Origin of the sequence: Ilumatobacter sp. (genome assembly GCF_041688325.1) — a bacterium.
GTDB lineage: Bacteria > Actinomycetota > Acidimicrobiia > Acidimicrobiales > Ilumatobacteraceae > Ilumatobacter_A.
This window is the reverse complement of sequence record NZ_JBDNIJ010000045.1, coordinates 1-18,610: the sequence shown is the minus strand read 5'-3', so window position 1 is coordinate 18,610 and position 18,610 is coordinate 1. Positions and strand designations below refer to the sequence as shown.

Sequence of the window (18,610 nt, the reverse complement as noted above, 5' to 3'; positions counted from 1 at the left end):
CTAGTGTCTGCGGCGTGACCGACGCCGACACGTTCCCCCGCCAGCACGCTCGCACCCAGCGGTTCACCCTCGGCGCCCCCCGCGACATCACCGTCTCGGCCGACGGCGAGCGCGTGATGTTCCTCCGCAGCTCCAGTGGGACCGACCCGGTGAACGCACTCTGGGTACTTGACGTCGCCGATGGCACCGAACGACTCGTCGGTGATCCGCGTGCATTGCTGAGCGAAGGCAACGACGACGATCTGCCTCCGCTGGAACGCGCCCGACGCGAACGCTCGCGCGAAGGCGCCGTTGGCATCACGAGCTACGCAACCGACGCGGCCGGCAAAGTCGCGGCCTTCGCACTCGGCGGCCGAATGTTCGTTGCAGGCCTTCTGACGGGCCTCGCCCGATCGCTCGACGTCGCAGGCCCCGTCTTTGACCCCCGTCCCGATCCAACCGCACGTCGCATCGCCTACGCAGCCGGCCGGCTGCTCTGTATCGGAGAATTGGACGGCACGTGGCGCGTCCTCGCCGGTGGTGACCCGACAGAGGCCGACACGGTGTCGTGGGGCAGTGCTGACTTCATCGCAGCCGAAGAGATGCACCGCTTCCGGGGCTACTGGTGGAGCCCCGACGGCAGCACCATTGCTGCGTGCCGCGTCGACACATCACCGGTCGATGAATGGGTCATCGCCGATCCGGCCAACCCCGACCGCCCCGCTCAGACCGTGCGTTACCCGTCGGCCGGAACCAACAACGCCACCGTGTCGCTCCACCTGCTCGGCCTCAACGGGTCGCGCACCGACGTCGACTGGGACCACGAGTTCTTCCCCTACATCGCCTCCGTCGAATGGACCCGAGCTGGCCTGATCATGGCCGTGCAAGCACGCGACCAACGCGGCACCATGACGCTCAACGTCGACGAGATCACCGGCCAAACCGAAGTACTCGCCCACGACTACGACGATGCCTGGGTCGAATTGGTGCCTGGGGTACCGCGCCTCCTGCCCGACGGCACACTCGTGTCAGCAGCTGACCGCGACGGAGCTCGACGGCTGATGGTCAATGACCAACCCGTGACACCCGTCGACCTGCAAGTCCGTGCTGTGCTCGAAGCCGATGCCGGGTCAATTCTGTTTCAAGCCAACCCGATCGACGACTCAACCTCGCTCCACGTCTGGCGGCGCAGCAACGACGGCACGCTCACGGCGCTCACCGACGAACCAGGGATCCACACGCTCGCCGAACGCGGCGGCACCTCGGTCACTCGTTCGGCAACACTCGCCGAACCAGGCGCCACACATCTGGTGACTCACTCGTCCGGCACGACACGCACACTCGAATCGTTCGCCGAGACACCGCTCGTCACACCGAATGTCCAGTTCTTCCGGAGTGAAGTGACCGGGCTGACATCGGCTCTGCTGCTCCCACACGACCACGACGGCTCGCTCCTTCCCGTCCTACTCGATCCTTACGGCGGTCCGCATGCTCTACGCGTCCAGAATTCCTTCAACGCGTTCGTTGCGTCACAGTGGTTCGCAGATCAGGGGTTCGCCGTCCTCGTTACCGACAACCGCGGCACCCCTGGGCGAGGATCAGTCTGGGAACGAGCGGTTCACGGCGATCTCGCGACCGCACCACTCGACGACCAGATCGAGGCATTGCACCACGTGGCGAAGGAGACCGCTGCACTCGACCAGCGCCGCGTTGCGATCAGGGGTTGGAGCTTCGGTGGCTATCTCGCAGCGCTCGCAGTACTCCGCCGGCCCGACGTGTTCCATGCCGCGATCGCCGGAGCGCCCGTCACCGAGTGGAGGCTCTACGACACCCACTACACCGAGCGGTACCTCGGCGATCCGAACATCAGCGCAGCACAGTACGACGCGAGCTCGCTCCTCCCCCTCGCCGGCGACCTCCAACGGCCGCTCCTGCTGATCCATGGGCTCGCCGACGACAACGTCGTGGCGGCGCACACGCTCCAACTCTCATCAGCACTGCTCGCCGCAGGAAAGCGGCACGAAGTTCTGCCACTGGTCGGCGTCACCCATATGACTCCCCAGGAGCAAGTCGCTGAGAACCTGTTGCTCCACCAGCTGGACTTCCTGCGCCGGTCGCTTCCCGAACCGACGAGCTGACATCTTCCGTGACGATTCGGATCCCTGGCGCGGCACGCGCCGAAGGATTCATCTAACGTCGCTTTGGTATGAACAATCGCCTACTCGAGATGTACCGCGGAGTCGCCGTGCACGCCACTGCCAACCTGGAACACCAAGCCGCCCTCGAACTGCTGGCCCTCGTGATGCTGGCTGACCAGGACATCGCCGATGAAGAGGTCGAACTCGTCCGCGAGATCAGTACCGACTGGCACGACGACGAATTCTCCTTCGAGGACTACCTTCGACCCGCAATCGAAGCGGCTCGCCACGCAATCGAACGCGACCGCGTCCAAGAGTTCATCGACTCGATTGACGAACGGATCAACAGCCGAGTGCTGCGCTCGGCGCTCTTCTCCGCATCACGCGAGGTGGCCGGAGTCGACAACGAAGTGAACCCCGAAGAAGGCTCCATCCTCGCTGCTGTCGCAGTGCGCTTCAACTGACGAGGGATTTGGATCAGGCTGGGCGTTTGGCGAGGACAATGCGGTCGAGGTGTGCGAGATCTTGGCGGACTTCGATCTCTCGATAGCCCTGCTGTTCCAACAGTGCTGAGACTGCTGAGCCTTGGTCGTAGCCGATCTCAAGGACCAACCATCCGTCCGGACGCAGGTAATCGATCGCACCCGGAACGATGACTCGATAGTCGTCGAGACCATCGGCGCCGGCGAAGAGCGCACCCTCGGGCTCCCACTCCCCCACGTTGGCCTCGAGGTCGACCGACCCGACAGCGACGTACGGTGGGTTCGACACGATCACGTCGGCCTCCAGGCCGTCGGGCAGCGCTGCAAACCAATTGCCGAACGCGACCCGCACGTTCCGCGCCGCACGACCGACTCCGGCAAGGTTCGCGCGTGCGACATCGAGCGCATCGCTACTCGCATCGGTCAGCCACACCGTTGTACCGTCGAGCGGAAGTTCGTCGGCACAGGCGAGGCCGATGGCGCCTGACCCAGTTCCGAGATCCACCACGGTGCGTTCGTCTTCGATCGCGCGTGCGAGACCGAGCGCCACTTCAGCAACCAGCTCGGTTTCCGGCCTCGGGATCAACACACGCTTGTCGACGTTGAGATCGAGTCGGCGGAACGACCAGCTGCCGAGCACGTACTGCAGCGGCTCGCCCGTTCGATAGCGCGCCACCATCGCGTCGAGGTGGCTGACCATCCGAGTCATCGGTGTCTGGTCGAGGCTGGCGAGGAACTCGTCAGGATTGGTCGAGGATGCGGTTTCGCAAATCCACCGCGCATGTTGACGATCGCCGATGGCCAATGCGGTCTCGTCCCAGAGTCCCCGCCATGTCACCGTGACGTCGGTGTGGTCAGACATCGCCTTCGGCGAGCAGCCGCGTCCGTTCGTCGACTGCAAGCGCGTCGACGACCGGTTGCAGATCGCCACGCAACACTTCGGCGAGCCGGTAGATCGTGAAGCCGATGCGATGATCGGTCACCCGATTTTCTTTGTAGTTGTAGGTCCGAATTTTCTCGCTGCGTCCACCGCCACCGGTTTGGGAACGCCGGGCATCAGACATCTCTTCGCGTCGCTCTCGCTCGGCCAGGTCGAACAGCCGTGACCGCAGCACTGTCATTGCGCGCAGCCTGTTCTGGAGTTGCGATCGCTCGTCTTGCATCGACACGACAACGCCAGTCGGACGGTGGGTAATGCGTACGGCAGAGTCAGTGGTATTCACGCCCTGGCCACCTGGGCCGCTGGCACGAAACACGTCAATGTCAAGATCCCGATCATCGACTGTCACATCAACCTCGTCGACTTCGGGCAGTGCTGTCACCGTTGCTGACGACGTGTGGATACGACCTTGGCTCTCCGTCACGGGCACGCGCTGTACCCGGTGCGGACCGCCTTCGAACTTCAGATTTCGCCATGCAGTCGCGCCGCTGACCATCAGCGTCACCTCGTTGAAGCCGCCCATGTCGCTCAGCGTCGTCGACATCAGTTCGACCTTCCAACCCATGTTGGCGGCGTACGCGGAGTACATCTCGAACAGATTTCGGGCGAACAGGTTGGCCTCTTCGCCGCCTTCGGCACCGCGGATCTCCATGATGACGTTCTTGCCGTCGTGGGGATCGGTGGGCAGCATCATCTCGCGCAGCTGATCAATCAGCTTCGGGAGTTCGGCGTTCACGTCGTCGATCTCGCTCTGGAGCAATTGACGTTCGTCGCCGTGGGCCTCAGGGAGCATCTCTTGCGCAGCTTCGCGATCGGCGACACGGCTCTGATGGAGGCGGAACTTCTCCATGACTGGGCCGAGGTGGTTGTACCGCTTCGACAGGATCCGCAGCTGCGAAGGGTCCGACAGGACTGCAGGGTCACTGAGTTGGTGTTCGAGTGTCTCGAATTCGTCACCGACTTGGCTCAGTCGGGCGATCATGTCGGGTTCGGCCATGGCGATTTGAGGTTAGTGCCGCCAATCGACGTTCTGCCGGGAGTGGTCAGCCGAGCGCGATGAGTTCGATCGGGTTGAGCAGCAGTTCCGCCATCTCACGCGTCACCGGGACGAGGTCACGAGTCGGAACGGCGAGCCGAACGGGCGTGCCGACTAACCGTTGCACGTCAGCCACAAACGGAATGGCGTCGAGGTCGACGCCGGACGAGAACACGACGTGCACTGCCTGGTCGTCGGCCGTGGCGCCTGCTGCCACGCACGGAATGGGATCCTTCAGGTTCGGGCGAGGCGCTGGTGGCTCGACCGACACCAGACTGGCCAAGCCGACGCGACCCGGGTCTTGTTCGGCTTCCCAGCGAAGGTATCGCTCAGCTCCGAGCCGGTTGAGCGGGTGCTGCCGTGCCGAAGCGGAACGATGGGTGATGACCGTCGCGACCACCGACGTGAGCGCCTCGGCAGTGGGCAGATCGCCATGCAGCATCTGAAAAGCCTCGCGGTCTGCAGCGCCGACGCCGACTTCAAGCCGAACACCGTCATTACGGTCGGATACTCCGTCCGTCGGCGACGCTCGCACAATCACCTCGCTGAATTCGGCAAAGAAGCCGAAGGTGGGCTGATCGACGATGCGACAGATTTCCAATCCACGAACCTCGCCGGCAATGGTGCCGTGCTCGACGTTGACCACAGCACCCGAGTTGATGATCATCTCGATCAGGTCGGGGTTGTCCATCGAGGCGCTGCGGCGTTCGGGCAACGGCTCAGCAACCGTCGGCAGCAGTGTTCGATCCTCGGCGAGCCACACGTTGATCGGAAAATCAAACATCTCCGCGCGGCGTGCGACCGTGCCGCCACCGGCGTCAGCCACGACGTTGAGGGCACTGGCTCCGCGCCGGATAGCCCAGGCGAGCGATGCACCGAGGAGTCGGCTCGCATCACCATCGACAAGCACCCAAGCAGCATCTGCGTCGACAAGCGCTGACCCGCCAAGCAAGGGCACTGGTTCGGCCTCGATGGCTCGACCAACATGGTCGCTCACGAGGGCGCGCAGCTTGATACCGAGGAGCTGACCTCGACGTTGCGGGTCCATCGCAGCAGTCATGGAGCGAACGCTACCGGCACCCACGAGCCTGAACCCGCGTGTTCAGATCCAACGAAGTAGCCATGCAGATCGACGTTGCCATTGGCCCCTGACCACAAGGTTCGGCACGGTCTGGTCCGTTGTCCCACCGTCAACTCGAGAGACGTGCACCTTGAATCGGTCGTCGTTACCTGTTCGTCAGATGTGCGTAACGTTGCATCGTGCCAAGTCGATGACCAGGGAGAACGCAAAACGCCGCCCCGTAGGACGGCGTTTCGTTCTCTCGATCTTGTCGATCGACCCTCTGCACGTTGGCAGAGGCGATGTGTCACTCCTCGACGTTGGAGGGAGCACCCTTGCGCTCGCCGTAGCGCTTGTTGAAGCGCTCCACGCGGCCACCGGAGTCGACCAGCTTCTGCTTGCCGGTAAAGAAGGGGTGGCACTCGTTGCAGAGCTCGAGGCTCAGCTCGTCGGCGCCAGTCGACTTCGTCGTGAAGACGTTCCCGCAGGAGCACTTCACTGTGGTGTCGGTGTAATGGGGATGAATGTCAGTCTGCATCGTTGTGTCCTTTGTTGATCTTCTGGTGCCGGCTGAAGAGCCTTCGTCGGCGACAGATCGGGTGGCGGGAGTGTAACCACGCGCGATTCCGTTTTGTTTCAGCGCCGGAGGCGCAGGAATCACATGCCTGGTTGTTTACCAATTTCGTTGAGGAACTCGGCGTTGGTCCGGAACGTCTTGAGACGGTCGATCAGCAGCTCAAGGCCAGGAGCCCCGCTACCACCGTCCGCGAGACCACTCAGGACTCGGCGAAGCTTCCACACCATTTGGAGCTGCTTGCGATCGAAGAGGAGCTCTTCGTGGCGGGTCGACGATGCATCGACGTCGATGGCCGGGTAGATGCGCCGCTCGGCGATCTTGCGGTCGAGACGGAGCTCCATGTTGCCGGTGCCCTTGAACTCTTCGAAAATCGCTTCGTCCATGCGGCTGTTCGTGTCGACCAACGCCGTGGCGAGGATGGTGAGCGAGCCACCTTCTTCGATGTTGCGGGCCGAACCGAAAAACTTTTTCGGCGGGTACAACGCTCCGGCGTCGATACCGCCGGACAGGATCTTGCCGCTCGACGGAGCGGCCAAGTTGTACGCACGGCTGAGACGAGTAATGCCATCGAGAATAATCACGACGTCTTCACCCTGCTCGACCAGGCGACGCGCCTTGGCAATCGCCATCTCGGCGACGTGGGCGTGCTCGTCGCTCGGGCGATCGAATGTCGACGAAATAACTTCGCCGTTCACGCTGCGCTTCATGTCGGTCACTTCTTCGGGGCGCTCGTCGATGAGCAGCACGATCAGCTTGCACTCGGGGTTGTTGAGCTCGATCGACTGGGCAATCGTCTTCATCACCGTGGTCTTGCCGGCCTTCGGAGGCGACACGATAATGCCACGCTGGCCCTTGCCGATCGGCGACAGCAGGTCGATGATGCGTGCTGTCATGTTCGCCGGGTCTGCCGGGTTCTCGAGCCGCAATTGCGAGTCAGGAAACAGTGCAGTGAGATCTTCGAAACGAGGGCGTTTCTTCGCTGCTTCGGGGTCTCGACCGTTGACGGTCGTGACCTCAATCAACTGCGGGTTTTTCTCGTTCCGCTGAGCGGCACGCATCGTGCCGACGACGAGGTCGCCACGTCGCAGACCGAACTGCATCGCCACCTTGACGGTGATGTAGGCATCCTGCTTACTCGGGAGATACCCGTTGAGACGGAGAAAGCCGTATCCCTGGTCGTGCATGTCCAGGTAACCGGTGACATCGGTCGATTCGTTGCCCTCAAGCTGACCATCGGAATCGGTTTCGACGAAGTCGACATCGTCGCCCTGAGGGCCATCGAAGCCCCGGTTGGCGCCGCCCTTGCGACGGCGACGGCGGCGCTTGTTGTTGCCTTCGCCTCCATCGTCGTTGCGGTTCTGGGCGCCCTGGTTGCGATTGCCTTGCTGGCCCCCGCCTTGGCCCCCACCGCCCTGACTGGCGCCGCCCTGGCCTGCGCCCTGGTTGCGGTTGCGGTTGACGCCCTCACCGTTACGGCTTTCGCCGTCCGCGCGGTTGCCCTCGTTGTTCCGGTTGCGGTTGCGTTCGCCGGCTTCGCCGTTATTGCGATTTCGGTTGCGGTCATTGTTCGATTTGTCATCACCGGACGTGGCCTCGGCGGCAACTTCACTGGTCGTCGTGTTGACGCCATCAGCAAGCAGCTCAAGTTCCCAGTCAGCGAGCGGATCACCGTCAGGGCCGACCACGACGCCGTCGCCAGCGCCGCCAGACGTATCGTTTTGCTTCGAGGTAGATCGCGAAGCGGACGGCTTCGAACCGAAACCCCGTTCAGACGACTGCCGCGCTTGGGCGGGTTCGCTGTCGAGAGCAAGTTCGCGCTGCCCTGCGGCCTTGGGCGCGGAGGCCGGCACGCTGGACGGGCCGGTGGTCTCCAGAATCTTGTCGATGATCTCTGACTTCTTCAGACGGGCGGGAGCCTTGACGCCGAGCGCCTTGGCCATTTCCAGAAGGGTGTCTTTGTCCTTGGATTCCAGGACGGACTGTTCGAGTGCCGCAGCGGCCACGTTGTTCCTCTCCCTCCGCGCCCGATTCGGGCAATACGGAAAGTGATCGTGCCAGAGGACTGAGGGGTCAGAACACGCCCGACGGAGTTCCCCTGAACGGAATTCGCACACGACCGAAAGCTCGGGGTGCGACTCGGCGAACCGAGTAACCACACGTTAGCCCGCTTCTGATTGGGAATGCAACGCGTGTCGTTTGCCAACTGATTACCCGACCGATCGCTGAAGTTGCGGCTTCCACCTCCGGTCAGTGCCGAGCGTGGCAGCTCGTCGGTGCCGAACTCAGCGTGCGGTGAGTTCCTCAACCAGCGCTTGCACGGTGGCGAGGTCGTTGGCAACGGTCTGGGTCCGTTCTTCTCGGTCCAAGAGGTCAACAAGGTGCGCCGGGAGCGCTGGGCGAGTGCCGATGGCCTGCTCGACTGCGTCGGGGAACTTTGCTGGGTGAGCGGTCGCCAAGGTGATGACGGGACCTCCCCCATCGTTCGCTGAGAGCATTCGCGCGGCTGCTGTGGCTGTGGCCGTGTGGGGCTCGACGACGTAGCCACCCGTGACGTCATAGATCCGCTTCATTTCGGCCAGGGTGTGCTCATCATCGAAAGCAGCTGCCCGGATCGACCCGGTGATGAACTCGGCGCGTTGGTCGGCCTCGATTGCGAGGTTGCCCGTCGTCCGGAAGCGCTGCATCTGCTCGGCGGTCATCCCACCGTCACGGCCGTTCATCTCGAACAGCAGACGCTCGAAGTTTGACGACACCTGGATGTCCATCGACGGACTCAACGACGGGATCACGGCACGCGCACTCATGTCGTTGTCGTTGATGAATCGAGTCAAAATGTCATTGGTATTCGACGAGATGATGAAGTCGCGGATCGGCGCACCCATCTTGCGGGCGATCCAACCAGCGAGCACATTGCCGAAGTTGCCAGTGGGCACGCTGAACGTGACCGGTTCGTCAAACATCTCGGATGCCGTGACGTAGTAGACCGTCTGCGCCATCACCCGTGCCCAGTTGATTGAGTTCACGGCCGAGAGCTGGTTGCGTTGGCGGAATTCGACGTCGTTGAACATCGCCTTGACCATGTCTTGACAGTCGTCGAACGTTCCCTCGACGGCGACGGCATGGACGTTTGGAGCGTCGACGGTCGTCATCTGCTTGCGCTGCACGTCGCTCGTTCGCCCAAGGGGGTACAGGATGACGATGTCGATGTTCTCGCAGCCAAGCACGCCGTCGATCGCTGCCGAACCAGTGTCGCCTGAGGTGGCGCCAACGATGGTGACACGTTCGCCACGTTGGGCGAGCACATGATCAAACAACCGGCCGACGAGTTGCAGTGCGACGTCTTTGAACGCAAGCGTCGGGCCGTGGAACAGCTCTTGCACCCACTGGTTGTGGTCGATCTGCACGAGCGGCACGACAGCTGGGTGCCGGAATGTCGAGTACGCCTGTGTGGCGAGATGAGTGAGCGTCAGTTCGTCGATATCCGGTTCAACGAAGGGCAGCATGACCTCGACGGCGCGCTCGACATAGGTCCGAGCGGTCGACGGCTGGGTGAGCGTCGGCCACTCCTCGGGCATGTAGAGGCCACCATCGGTGGCGAGCCCGGCCAGCAGGACATCGCTGAAACCCAGGACGGGGGAATCACCGCGGGTGGAGACGTATTTCATGTTGCTCAGTCTCCAATGACGCGCAGCAGGCCGCCGACCTTGAGCACGACGTCAAGTTCGTTGAGTTCGCGGACCGTGGCTTGGACGTCTTTCTCAAGGGCCGAGTGCGTGATGAACACGAGGCGGGCATCAGGCCCATTCCCCTCTTGCTCGGCGGCACGGATCGAGACGCCGTGCTTCGCGAACACGCCGGTGACCGAATGGAGCACACCTGGCTGATCTGCGACGTCGAGCCCAAGCAAGTACTCCGCAGAGGTCTCGTCGATCGGCTTGATCGTTGCCTTGCCCAGCTCGCCAAGCGAGCCGTGCGTGCCTGCACGCAGGTTGATGGCCGCATCGACGACATCACCGAACACGGCACTCGCCGTCGGCGCCCCACCGGCACCGCGGCCGTAGAACATCAACGAGCCGACAAAGTCGCCCTCGACGAAAACCGCATTGAAGCTGTCGCGCACCGAGGCCAGCGGGTGTTGAACCGGCACCATCGTCGGGTGCACGCGGACGCTGATCTCTTCGGTTGCGGCATCCCGCTCGACGATGCCGAGCAGTTTGACGACGTAGCCGAGTCGGCGTGCGATCGCGATCTCCGAGGAAGTGATCTCACTGATGCCCTGGTGGTAGACGTCGCCAGCCACGACCTTCTTGCCGAAGGCCACCGTTGCGATGATCGCAGCTTTGGCTCCTGCGTCGTAACCCTCGACATCAGCAGTGGGGTCGCGTTCGGCGTAGCCGAGACTCTGCGCATCTTTCAGCGCTGCTCCATAGTCGGCCTCGCCACCGGCGTCGACCGCGTCGGTCATCTTGGTGAGGATGTAGTTCGTGGTTCCGTTGATGATGCCGAGCACACGGGTGATCGGCTCGCCGTGCAAGCTTTCGCGCAACGCACGCATGATCGGGATGCCACCGGCAACCGCAGCCTCAAAGAGGAGGTCGCGATCGGCAGCGTCGGCTGCGGCATACAACTCGGCACCGACGTTGGCGAGGAGTTCCTTGTTGGCTGTGACGACAGGTTTACCGTGTGCCAGTGCAGCCAGAATCAGTTCGCGCGCTGGCTCGATGCCACCGATCGACTCGACGATGATGTCAATGTCGGGGTCGGTGACGACGTCCATGGCATCGCGGGTCAGTACACCCTCGGCGAGTTCGACATCGCGAGGCGCCGACATGTTTCGGACTGCAACACGGGTGACGGTCAGATCGATCCCTGTTCGAGCAAGCACGGCGGCGCGCTGCACCTCCACGAGTTCTACGAATGCGGCGCCCACGTTGCCGCAGCCGAGCACACCAATCTTGAGAGACGTTACGTCGCTGGTCACGCGGCCGAGGCTACTGGCTGCACACCATCGGTTCTCAGGACGTTGCCCGACAGGTACCGTCGACCAGATGACGACGACCGATCATCCATTGGTCACCGCGAGCCGACAATTTCGAGCCGTGGCCGCAATGGTCAGGGACGACCAGTGGGACTTGCCGACGCCATGCCCCGACTGGAACGTCACCGAAGTACTCGGCCATGTGATCGCCGGCAGCCAGATGTCTGCCGCGATCGCCGCTGGTGCCGGCCGGGCCGAGGCAATTGATCTGCTGTCGACGCAATTCATCAGCGGCGACCCGCTTGCTGCACTCGATGTCGCTCTGGCGCTGCAAGAGGCCGCTCTCGTGGATTCTGCAGTCGACGACCGGGTCTGCCAACATCCCGCTGGCGACATGCCCGGCGCTCAGCTCCGCAGCTTCCGCATGAGCGACCTGTTGGTCCACCAATGGGACCTTGCCCGAGCAATAGGTGTAAACGACACGCTCAATTCGGACGTCGTACAGATCGTCTGGGATGACATCTCGCCGATGGCTCCGGTGATCGCTCAACTCGGCGTGTTCGGCAACGGTCCGAGCGGAACGGTCCCGGACCACGCTCCGTTGCACGAACGCCTCCTCGACCTCATGGGGCGCCGTCCGTAAAGAGTTGCGTTTGGGGTCAGGCCCCTTTCGCAACTGTTGCGAAAAGGGGCCTGACCTCAACGTGATGATTTAGACCGTGCGGCCGAGGAACGCTGCGAGCTGATCGGCGTTGCAGGCCCCGTCGGGGCACTCCTGCTCGACGCCGAACGGTGCAGCACCATCTTCACCGCGGAACCCTGGCTGGATCATTTGGCGGCCGGATTCGAGCAGCTGCGCGGCGAGCTCGGGGGCGAGGTCAGTGGACTGACCGGTTGCCTTGGCGAGGTCCCAGCCGTGCGTGAACGTGTCGGTCATAGCGAGGCCCAGCACGGCGCGACCCGGCATTTCACCGAAGGGCATCTTGACCATGCCATCGAGTGCGCCGTCGGCCTCGAAGCAATCGACTGCTGCCTGTGTGGCTGCGTCGTATGCGGCGAGGAAGTCGCCAGCGGAGTAATCGACTTCTTCGCTGCTCGGCCGCTGACCGGTCATGCCGGCAACGAAGAACCCCTGTCCGGCGATGATGTGGTTGATGATGCCAGCGACGTCCCACGACGCGCAGGGTGAGGTGTTCTGCATCTGATCGGCGGTGATGTTGGCGAGGACGCTGCGGGTGCTGGCGTTGACCATCTTGAGAGGTTGTGTACTCATGATGCGCAACCTAGTTCGGGCGGAGAGAGTTGCGAAAGGGGCCTGACCCCATACGTAACTATCGGCGGACAAGGTCGTGGTACTTCGCAAGGTTTTCGACGACGTCGTTGAAGCGTCAGCCAAGGTCGGTGCGGAGGAGGTCGTCGTACGTCTCGCGACGGACGACGAGGCGAGCGTTACCGTCTGCTGCAAAGACGACCGGCGGCCGTGTGATCTTGTTGTAGTTCGAACCCATTGAATGCCCATACGCGCCCGTAACCGGCGTGGCCAAGAGGTCACCGACAGCGATGTCGGCAGGGAGCTTCGCCTCGAAGGAGAGAACGTCGCCTGATTCGCAGTGCTTGCCCACAAGCCGAGCGGTGAGGTCGCGCGGAGCCGACGCAGCTCGGGGCAAGAACGACTCGTAGCCAGAGCCGTAGAGCACGGGGCGGGGGTTGTCGCTCATCCCGCCGTCTACCGACACGAAGGTACGGACGCCAGGGATGCGTTTGACCGTGCCGACGGTGTAAACGGTCATCGCAGCCGAGGCGACTATCGCTCGGCCAGGCTCAACGCTGACCTTCGAGCGGACACCGAGTGCGTCGCAGGCGTCGAGCAGCACGTTGCCCCATTGGGCGATGTTTGGTGCTTCTTCACCTTCGACGTAGGCAACACCGAGGCCGCCACCGAGCACCAGTTCAGGCAGGTCAAGCGGCACGGCGAAGTCGGCCATCACCTCTGCTGCCTTGGCGAACGACGACGCCTCGAACACGTTCGAGCCGATGTGGCAATGCACCCCGACCAGATCGACCGAATCGGAACGGCGGGCCCGATCGACCGCTTTGATCGCGTCACCGTTGCGAAGGTTGAAACCAAACTTGGAGTCGTCTTGGCCAGTGGCGATGAACTCGTGCGTGTGCGCCGACACTCCCGGAGTGATCCGCAGAACCACCTTGGGTGCGCCGCCATTGGCATGGCGGAGCCCGTGAGCCCACAGCGCATCGAGGCGGTCCAGTTCGTCGAAGCTGTCAACGATGACGTGGCGCACGCCAGCCGTGATTGCCTCGCGCAATTCGGTGACGGACTTGTTGTTCCCGTGCAGAGTGCACGCGTTCGCGGGAACACCAGCGGCGAGTGCCACCGCGAGTTCACCACCAGAAGCGACGTCGAGGAGCAACCCCTCGTCGTAGGCGAGCTTGGCCATCGCCTTGCAGAGAAACGCCTTTGTTGCATAGACAACCTTTTGGTGTCCGAAGGCCGCGACGGCTTCCTGGCAGCGAGCGCGCAGGTGCGCCTCGTCGTAGAGGAACACCGGTGTGCCGAACTCAGCAGCGATCTCGTCGACGCGGCAACCTCCGACGCTGAGCGATCCGTCGGCCTCGACGCGTGCGTTGTCAGAGAGCAAGTGCAGTGGCAGCGCAGACATCGTCACATCTCCTGCGGAGCAATCATGCCGAGCAGGCCGAGGCTGTGTTCGAGCACCCGGGCCGTCAGGTCGGCGAGCGCGAGACGGCTCGTGCGCATCGGCTCGTCAGACTTCAAAATCGGGCACTCCTGGTAAAACGACGAGAAGTCGGAGGCCAGCTCATACACGTAGGTGCACAGCTTATGCGGACTGTAGGAATCGAGCGTGTTGTCGATCGCTGACGGGTAGCCCATGATCCGCATCGCCAAGGCCTTCTCGGCTGTGTGCCCGAGCACGATCGGCGCTTCTCGCACCGTCGACCGCTCGATGGCCGCACGCCTGAAGATTGAACAGATTCGGGCGTGCGCGTATTGCAGATATGGGCCAGTGTTGCCTTCGAATGCGAGCATCCTGTCCCAGTCGAAGACGTAGTCCTTGATGCGATCGGTCGACAGGTCAGCGTACTTGAGCGCACCAATCCCAACGGCTTGCGCGACGACGCCACGATCTTGCGCTGACATATCCGGATTCTTCTCTGCGATTGAGGCGTCGGCGCGTTCGACGGCTTCGTCCAACAGGTCGACGAGCTTCACCGAGTCGCCGGCGCGACTTCTCATCATCTTGCCGTCCGCTCCGAGCACGCTGCCGAAGTTCACATGCACCGCTTGGGTCGGCTCCGTCAGCCAGCCAGCCATACGACAAACTTCGAACACCATCTGCAAATGGTGCGCCTGAGGTGTTCCAATCACGTAGAGCATGAGGTCAGCCCCAAGCCGCTCAACTCGGTCGACCACGCATGCGAGATCGCTCGTCGCGTACATGAAGGCACCGGTCTGGCTCTTCGTGATCATCGGCAACGGATCGCCATCCCGGTTCTTGAATCCCGGAGCGAACACCACCATTGCCCCGTCGGACTCACTCACCAGGCCTTGCTCTTCGAGCCGTTGGTGAACTCCCGTCATCAGCGATTGATACTGGCTCTCACCTGCCAGGTCGTCGTCCGTCAGCAGCACGCCGAGCTTCGTGTACACGCGGTTGAAATAGGCGTTTGACATCTCGACCAGACGGTGCCAGAGCACCAGCGTGTCCTCGTCACTATTTTGCAACAACACAACGCGCGCACGAGCACGTTCTTGGAATGGTTCAGAGTCCTTGAACTTGGCGTTCGCCTCCTTGTAGAAGCCATCAAGGTCGCCCTGCGACAGTCCTTCGGACGCCACATCTTCGCCGAGATCAAGAAGGTGCTCGATGAGCATGCCGAACGGCCGCCCCCAGTCACCGATGTGATTCTCCCTCGAAACGGTATGCCCGAGGAACTCCATCATTCGCACGAGCGAGTCGCCGATCACGGTGCTGCGCAGGTGGCCGACGTGCATTTCTTTCGCCACGTTGGGCGCGGAGTAGTCGACCACGACGCGCTTCGTACCAGCAGCTCGCGCCACGCCCAACCGATCGTCGGCGACCACTTCGGCGAGCTGCGCTTCAAGGAATGCGGCAGCAAAGGTGACGTTGATGAAACCCGGGCCGGCGACTTCGAGTTCGGATGCGACGTCACCAAGCACGCCCGAATCAACAATCCGCTGGGCGAGCTCACGGGGGTTCGATCCGACCCGCTGAGCCAGCGAAAGGGCGCCATTGATCTGCGCATCGGCACGATCGGACGGGCGCACCGTCGGGTCGGACGGTTCGCCACCGTTGAGTTCGGCGAAGATCGGCGCCAGCAGCGCCGAGAGTGTTGCGAGGGGATCTGACATGCGCCGAACAGTCTGCCCGATGCAGCCACTTCTCACCCCGGTCGATTCGGCACTGACATTCATTCATCGCTCCATGCCGACGATCGGCTCATGTCAGTAAAGACATCGACCGAGTGAGCTGATCAGGCGTTATCGTGTGCCACCTGCCCTCGTAGCTCAGGGGATAGAGCACTGGTTTCCGGAACCAGGTGTCGTAGGTTCGAATCCTACCGAGGGCGCATTTTCGATGACGTGGTTCCAACGATGGAAGCCACGTCATCGTCGTTTTCCGCCCCGACCGCCGCAGTGAGTCGTGAGTGTCACACCGAGGTCTGCTTGGTGTGACAGACCTCGGTGTGACACTGGGTTCGCCGCAGGGTGACGCAACTCAGAGTGATTCGAGGGCTTCAATCGTTGCGCGCTTGGTGTAGGCCAGCAACTCGGTGCGTGACATCGCAGCACCGGCTTCCATCCAGGCTTCGCCGCTGCGGTGCAGCGCAATCTCGCCGATGCAGGCTTGGCGCCGGCTCATCGATGACGTCATCTTCCGGCGGTCATTGTGCAGGTTCCCGAGAATCACCGCGGCCGGTTCGAGGCGGCGCATCTCGGCGAGGTTGATCCCAACCGCTTCGAGTACGACGAACTCGTTACCGATGTTGCGGCTGGCATTCCAATACTCGAGCGCGTCGAGCGCCCCGCGCAGCCCGGACCACCCAGGCGCGTGCACCTGAGCGGTAAGGATGTAGCCGGTCAGATTCGGGATGTCGTCTCGTCGAGCCACCTCGAGGGCATCCCCCATTTTGGCGAGGTACGTGTCGACATCGCCACGTCCATAAGCGCACAACGCACTGTTGAAGTGCACGTCTCCCTGCGCCACGGAGTTGCCCGATTTCTCGGCAATTTGGGCGTATTTCGCGAACCGTGCCGCTGCTTCGTCGTGGTGAACTTGGCGGGCGTACATCTGGAACGCCGTGATCGACGACGACCGTATGACAGCTTCAACCGATCGCGGCGACTCGTCGGAGAAGTCGACCGCAGCCTGATCGGCAGCCTCGGCAGCACGCCCGAGATACAACAGCTCGACCGCCGCGTAGTGACGACACCATCCGCGGTCAGACGGTGTGCCCCGCGCAGCGAGGCCCCGTTGGAGTTCCTCGAGCGCCGCCTCATGATCGCCAGCGAGAAACAGCTGGAAGCCCACATGAAGGTGTGCCGGAGTACCAGGGACCGCGCCGATCGTCGTTCCACGTGAGATCGCCCGCTTCGCCCAGATTGCCGCCTCAGCCTCGAGCGACCAGCGACAATAAAAGTGGACATCACGGAGCAACCGATCAACATCGTCGACGCGCGTGGTGTCGATCGCCCAGTTCACCGCAGCCCGGATGTTTGCCCAATCCTGTCGGAACCTTCGCGCCCCTTCGGCCCAGTCGTTGCTCAGCGCAAAAGCATTCGCTGCAGCGACGACTTCGATCATGTGATCGAGATGTTGGTTCCGGACGGCCGCTCGCTCGTTCCGCCGTGCCAGCTGGCGGTCACCGAAGTGTCGCAGCGTCTCCAGCAGGTCGTAACGCCGACCGGCAGCCTCCGGCGCATTGTTCGGGGCGGTGTCGCCTCTGCTGGCACCAGCGCTACTGCCCTCGTCGCTGCAAGCGCGCGCCACTGCCGAGACGACGTTGACCATCGACTTGTCGACGAGGGCCCCCAGCACGACACGCACATCGACGCCGCGATCTCGGGGGTCCAGCATCGCCATCGCGGCCTGCTCGTCGAATCCACCCTGAAAAACTGACAACCGATCAAACAATCGACGCTCGACCGGTTGCAGCAACTCATAGGACCAACTGACGGTCGCATACAGCGAATTGTTTCGACCGGAAACCGACGGATCACGAAGCATGCGGAATCGCTCGTCCAGCCGACTGGCAATGTCTTCAGCAGTCATGGTCCCGAGGCGAGCAGCGGCGAGTTCGAGTGCCAACGGCAAACCGTCGAGCGCATTGCAGATCGTCGAGATAGCGGACGCGTGGGCCAACGGGTCGAAGGAACCATCCGCCTCGACAGCGCGTCGGGCAAAGAGCTCGTAGGCACCCGTTCCGGCGTTGAGCGTTTCGATTGCGATAACCCGCTCTGCTTCCATTCGCAAAGGCTCACGACTCGTGGCCAGCACCGCAAGGTCGGTGCAGTCACTCAGAAGGCGATGCAGAAGACCTGTCATCGCACCGGCGATCTGCTCGCAGTTGTCGATCACCAGCAGCCCCCGCAACCCGCGTAAGCCGGTGACGACCGACTCGTACGGCGTTGCGTCATCGTTCTGGAACATCCCGATGGCGTCGGTAATCGCGACCGGAATTGACGCCTCGTCTGCCACAGCGGCCATCTCGACAAACCAGCAGCCGTCAGAGAACCGATCCGGGTCGTTCACAATCGCGCGGGCCACCTCGATCGACACGCTGGTCTTGCCAACGCCACCCATGCCGGTGAGCGTGACGACACGCCCTGGATCGAGTTGTTCGACGATCTGACTGACGATTTCCTGCCGCCCGACGAGCGATCCACCCGAAACTGGCAACTCCCCACTGGTGAGTTCGCCAGACCGCATGGCGTCAATGGACGTGCGCTGTCCACTTCCGATCTCGCTCATCGACCGACATTACCGGCCGCGCTGCCTCCCCGATGGGATCACCCACATCTGGATCCGCAATCCGCAATCCGCAATCCGCAATCCGCAATCCGCAATCCGCAATCCGCAATCAGGGTTCTTCGCCCTCTTGCGATGGCGACAGCTCAGGGGTCGCACCCATCTCGATCTGAACGAGTAACGCATCGAGCAAGCTGCTCGCACCGAAGCGGAACGTGGCAGGCACTGCCCAGTCGTCACCCAACACCTCGGCCGCGAGGTCGAGGTAGGCCATGGCGTCGTCGTATGTCTTGACCCCGCCCGACGGCTTGATCCCGACGGTACGGTCAGAATCGGCAATGACTTCGAGCATCACGCGGGCCGCATCGAGGGTGGCTCCACCTTGCGCCTTG

Annotated in this window: 14 protein-coding genes, 1 tRNA gene and 1 pseudogene; 4 read left to right on the top strand and 12 right to left on the bottom strand. The window is 62.7% G+C overall.

From position 1 onward, the window contains the following. Nucleotides 1-14: 14 nt before the first annotated feature. Both ACH2EI_RS03575 and ACH2EI_RS03570 read left to right on the top strand, forming a co-directional pair. On the top strand, nt 15-2,117 hold the full coding sequence (locus tag ACH2EI_RS03575; protein ID WP_395151948.1) for a prolyl oligopeptidase family serine peptidase: 2,103 nt from the start codon (nt 15-17) through the stop codon (nt 2,115-2,117). Nucleotides 2,118-2,185: 68 nt separating this feature from the next. Next, complete coding sequence (locus tag ACH2EI_RS03570; RefSeq protein ID WP_395151946.1) at nt 2,186-2,581, top strand: TerB family tellurite resistance protein; 396 nt, start codon at nt 2,186-2,188, stop codon at nt 2,579-2,581. 13 nt (nt 2,582-2,594) lie between these two features. Here ACH2EI_RS03570 and prmC read toward each other — a convergent pair whose 3' ends face one another. From prmC to ACH2EI_RS03535, 7 genes are all read right to left on the bottom strand, one after another. Next, nucleotides 2,595-3,461, bottom strand: a complete 867-nt coding sequence (gene prmC, locus ACH2EI_RS03565; RefSeq protein ID WP_395151944.1) for a peptide chain release factor N(5)-glutamine methyltransferase — start codon at nt 3,459-3,461, stop codon at nt 2,595-2,597. Then, a complete protein-coding gene (gene prfA / locus ACH2EI_RS03560) occupies nt 3,454-4,536 on the bottom strand; it encodes a peptide chain release factor 1 (protein ID WP_395151942.1) in 1,083 nt (360 codons plus the stop codon). The genes prmC and prfA overlap by 8 nt, the downstream gene beginning before the upstream one ends. 46 nt (nt 4,537-4,582) lie before the next feature. Continuing rightward, entirely contained in the window at nt 4,583-5,635 is a 1,053-nt protein-coding gene (locus tag ACH2EI_RS03555; protein WP_395151940.1) for a hypothetical protein, read from the bottom strand. A gap of 307 nt (nt 5,636-5,942) precedes the next feature. Next, nucleotides 5,943-6,173, bottom strand: a complete 231-nt coding sequence (gene rpmE / locus ACH2EI_RS03550) for a 50S ribosomal protein L31 (RefSeq protein WP_395151938.1) — start codon at nt 6,171-6,173, stop codon at nt 5,943-5,945. A 119-nt stretch (nt 6,174-6,292) separates the two neighbouring features. Further along, nucleotides 6,293-8,215 carry a transcription termination factor Rho gene (gene rho, locus ACH2EI_RS03545; RefSeq protein ID WP_395151936.1) on the bottom strand — a complete coding sequence of 641 codons (1,923 nt, stop codon included), beginning with the start codon at nt 8,213-8,215 and terminating at the stop codon, nt 6,293-6,295. Nucleotides 8,216-8,494: 279 nt separating this feature from the next. Then, nucleotides 8,495-9,877 carry a threonine synthase gene (gene thrC / locus ACH2EI_RS03540; RefSeq protein WP_395151934.1) on the bottom strand — a complete coding sequence of 461 codons (1,383 nt, stop codon included), beginning with the start codon at nt 9,875-9,877 and terminating at the stop codon, nt 8,495-8,497. Nucleotides 9,878-9,882: 5 nt separating this feature from the next. Beyond that, nucleotides 9,883-11,193 carry a homoserine dehydrogenase gene (locus tag ACH2EI_RS03535; protein WP_395151932.1) on the bottom strand — a complete coding sequence of 437 codons (1,311 nt, stop codon included), beginning with the start codon at nt 11,191-11,193 and terminating at the stop codon, nt 9,883-9,885. A gap of 67 nt (nt 11,194-11,260) precedes the next feature. On the opposite strand from ACH2EI_RS03535, the gene ACH2EI_RS03530 reads away from it, so the two are divergent. Beyond that, the gene (locus ACH2EI_RS03530) at nt 11,261-11,833 is read left to right on the top strand and encodes a TIGR03086 family metal-binding protein (RefSeq protein ID WP_395151930.1); all 573 of its coding nucleotides are present in this window, start codon (nt 11,261-11,263) and stop codon (nt 11,831-11,833) included. 69 nt (nt 11,834-11,902) lie between these two features. Here ACH2EI_RS03530 and ACH2EI_RS03525 read toward each other — a convergent pair whose 3' ends face one another. From ACH2EI_RS03525 to argS, 3 genes are all read right to left on the bottom strand, one after another. Then, nucleotides 11,903-12,463 (bottom strand): TIGR03086 family metal-binding protein, encoded by a 561-nt coding sequence (locus tag ACH2EI_RS03525; RefSeq protein ID WP_395151928.1) that lies wholly within the window; start codon nt 12,461-12,463, stop codon nt 11,903-11,905. A 115-nt stretch (nt 12,464-12,578) separates the two neighbouring features. Next, nucleotides 12,579-13,868 carry a diaminopimelate decarboxylase gene (lysA, locus tag ACH2EI_RS03520; RefSeq protein WP_395151926.1) on the bottom strand — a complete coding sequence of 430 codons (1,290 nt, stop codon included), beginning with the start codon at nt 13,866-13,868 and terminating at the stop codon, nt 12,579-12,581. A gap of 2 nt (nt 13,869-13,870) precedes the next feature. Beyond that, entirely contained in the window at nt 13,871-15,601 is a 1,731-nt protein-coding gene (argS, locus tag ACH2EI_RS03515) for an arginine--tRNA ligase (RefSeq protein ID WP_395151924.1), read from the bottom strand. 145 nt (nt 15,602-15,746) lie between these two features. Here argS and ACH2EI_RS03510 point away from each other — a divergent pair. After that, a tRNA-Arg gene (locus ACH2EI_RS03510) sits at nt 15,747-15,819 on the top strand. Nucleotides 15,820-15,968: 149 nt separating this feature from the next. On the opposite strand, the gene ACH2EI_RS03505 is transcribed toward ACH2EI_RS03510, so the two are convergent. Further along, nucleotides 15,969-18,221, bottom strand: a complete 2,253-nt coding sequence (locus ACH2EI_RS03505; protein WP_395159143.1) for an ATP-binding protein — start codon at nt 18,219-18,221, stop codon at nt 15,969-15,971. A 109-nt stretch (nt 18,222-18,330) separates the two neighbouring features. After that, nucleotides 18,331-18,610: pseudogene (locus ACH2EI_RS03500) on the bottom strand (deoxyribose-phosphate aldolase); the annotation flags it as partial.